The 2089-nt window shown below is 76.8% G+C and carries 2 protein-coding genes and 1 pseudogene; 1 reads left to right on the top strand and 2 read right to left on the bottom strand.

All coding sequences use genetic code 11. The features are described 5' to 3' along the window. Window positions 1-228: pseudogene (locus tag ABD308_RS33500) on the top strand (TetR/AcrR family transcriptional regulator); the annotation flags it as partial. Window positions 229-241: 13 nt separating this feature from the next. Here the strand turns inward: ABD308_RS33500 and ABD308_RS33495 are convergent. Continuing rightward, window positions 242-457, bottom strand: coding sequence for a hypothetical protein (locus ABD308_RS33495; RefSeq protein WP_344343438.1), 216 nt, complete (start codon window positions 455-457; stop codon window positions 242-244). Between the two features lie 10 nt (window positions 458-467). Continuing rightward, window positions 468-1730 (bottom strand): MFS transporter, encoded by a 1263-nt coding sequence (locus ABD308_RS33490; RefSeq protein WP_344343436.1) that lies wholly within the window; start codon window positions 1728-1730, stop codon window positions 468-470. Between the last annotated feature and the right edge of the window lie 359 nt (window positions 1731-2089).

Below are 2089 nucleotides of genomic sequence, written 5' to 3'. Positions count from 1 at the left end.
GCGGCCGCCACCGGCGTGCCGGACGAGGAGTGGTGGCACGCCCGCGCGTCCCAACTCGCCGAACTCGCACCCGACTTCGCCGAGCGATTCCCCCTGCTCACCGCGCTCGAACAGGCCGGCGCCGCCGAGGCAGGCGCCGGGAACCCCGCTCCCGACCGCACCCGGGAGGCCTTCCGCACCGGGCTGGCGGTCCTGCTCGACGGCATCGCGGCGGCTTCCAGGGCCTGACGCCGGGCCTGGCTCAGTCCTTGGCGCCCCGGCGGTCCAGGAGCTCGGTGCCGACGGCGAGCAGCACGCCCACGCCGATCATCACGAAGTACCCCACCGTCTGGTGGTCGGCGGGAACGAGGAACCGGACGAAGCCGAAGATGTGCAGGTCCCACAGGTGGTCGGAGAGCAGTCCGCTGAGTCCGCCGACGACCAGGACGAAGCTCACGAAGCCGAGGAAGTTCTTCATGCCCAGGACGTTAGGCGGCCGGGTCCGGAGCGGGATCCGACTTTCGGCGCGACCCGGCGTCACCAAAGTCGCGCGTGCGCAGCAGCGGCGCGGCGGCGAGGGCCGGGGCGGCGGCCAGCGCGAAGCAGAGCGGCAGCGGCAGCCGGCCGACCAGCAGGCCCACGGTCGCGCCGCCGGCGACCGAGCCGGCGTTGAGGGCGGTGTTCACCCAGGCCCCGGCGCGGGTGCGGGCCTCGGCGGCGACCGCCTCGTCCGCCACCAGGTAGGCGGTGGTGATGGCCGGTGAGACGAAGAACCCGGCGAGCGCGACGACCGCGGCGAGCACCAGGAGGTTCGGCGCGAGGCCCGCGGCGGCCAGCGCCAGGCCGAGGCCGGCCGTGAACAGCGGCAGCCGGACGGCGTTCGACACCGGACGGTCCAGCGCGCCCAGCCCGAGGCCGCCGACCGCGCTGCCGACCGAGAGCGCGGCCAGGACCCAGCCGACCGCCTCCGGCCGGCCCTGCCGTTCGGCGAAGGCGACCACCATGAGGTCGAGCGCGCCCAGCGCCAGCCCGGTCACGGCCGCGCCGACCACCGCGTTCCGCAGCGCCGCTCCACCGCGGAGCCGGCCGGTCACGCCGGACCGCGCCTCCGCCTTCCCTTCACCGGCGGCCGCCCAGGCGCCCGTCGCCGCGAGCGGCGAGGCGACCAGCAGCAGGGCCCCGGTGAGCAGCAGGGCCGCGCCCACGACGACGGCGCCGGCGGCACCGGTGAGCGGCAGGAGGGCGGCGACCAGCAGCGGGCCGCTGACGAAGAGCAGTTCCTCGGCGACCCCGTCGAGGCTGAAGGCGCGGCGGAGCAGGGCCGGGTCGGGGAGCAGCCGGCGCCAGAGCGTCCGCATCACCGGGCCGAGCGGCGGGATGCAGGCGCCCGCGGGGGCGAGCAGAGCGGCGAGCACCACCGGCGAGGTACCGGGCCGGGCGGTGGCGGCGGCCGTGGCGAGCAGCAGCGCGGTGTTCAGCACGGCCATCGGCGGCAGCGCGCGCCGGGGGCCGTAGCGGTCGACCAGAGCGGCCCTGACCGGGGAGAGGAGCACGTTGGTGAGGCCGAACAGGGCCATCAGCATGCCGGCGGCGGAGTAGGAGTCGGTGGAGTCGCGGATGGCGAGCAGCAGGGCGAGCGGGGCCACGCCGAAGGACAGGCGGCCGAGCAGCGCCGCGGTGAAGGTGCGGGCGGCGTGCGGGGCGGCGAGCACGGCACGGTAGCCGGGACGCCCGGAGGTGGTGGAAGGCATTGACGAAACGTTCCTCGATGGAGGCCGGGACACGGGCGGCAACGCCCAGCGGCACCGGATGCGTGCGGGGACACCGGAGGACCGCGCCGACGGCGATGGTCGGGGCGCGGTCGCGACGGGTCGGCTACGCACGAGGGACGAACATGATCCGTACCGTACCAGCCCGGCGGCCCCGGCTCCGGGGCCCGGACGGAGCAGCGGGCAGGGCGGGGCGGTGGTCGCCCGGGTTACGTTCGCCGTGTGCAGCAGCGCTCACCCCATGTCAGCAGGCGCGCCCGGGTCGGGATACCGGCCGCCGGCGCCGTCGCCGCGCTGGCCATCGCGGCCGGTTCGCCCGCGGCGCTGTCGGCGGGGCCGCC

The organism is Kitasatospora putterlickiae (genome assembly GCF_039527695.1).
Lineage (GTDB): Bacteria > Actinomycetota > Actinomycetes > Streptomycetales > Streptomycetaceae > Kitasatospora > Kitasatospora putterlickiae.
Note: the sequence above shows the minus strand (reverse complement) of the source record. Positions and strands in the feature narration are given on the sequence as shown.

Excerpts from the sequence above, each read along its gene's own strand:
- ABD308_RS33495 (WP_344343438.1), bottom strand. The coding sequence starts at position 457 with ATGAAGAACTTCCTCGGCTTCGTGAGCTTCGTCCTGGTCGTCGGCGGA.
- ABD308_RS33490 (WP_344343436.1), bottom strand. The coding sequence starts at position 1,730 with ATGCCTTCCACCACCTCCGGGCGTCCCGGCTACCGTGCCGTGCTCGCC.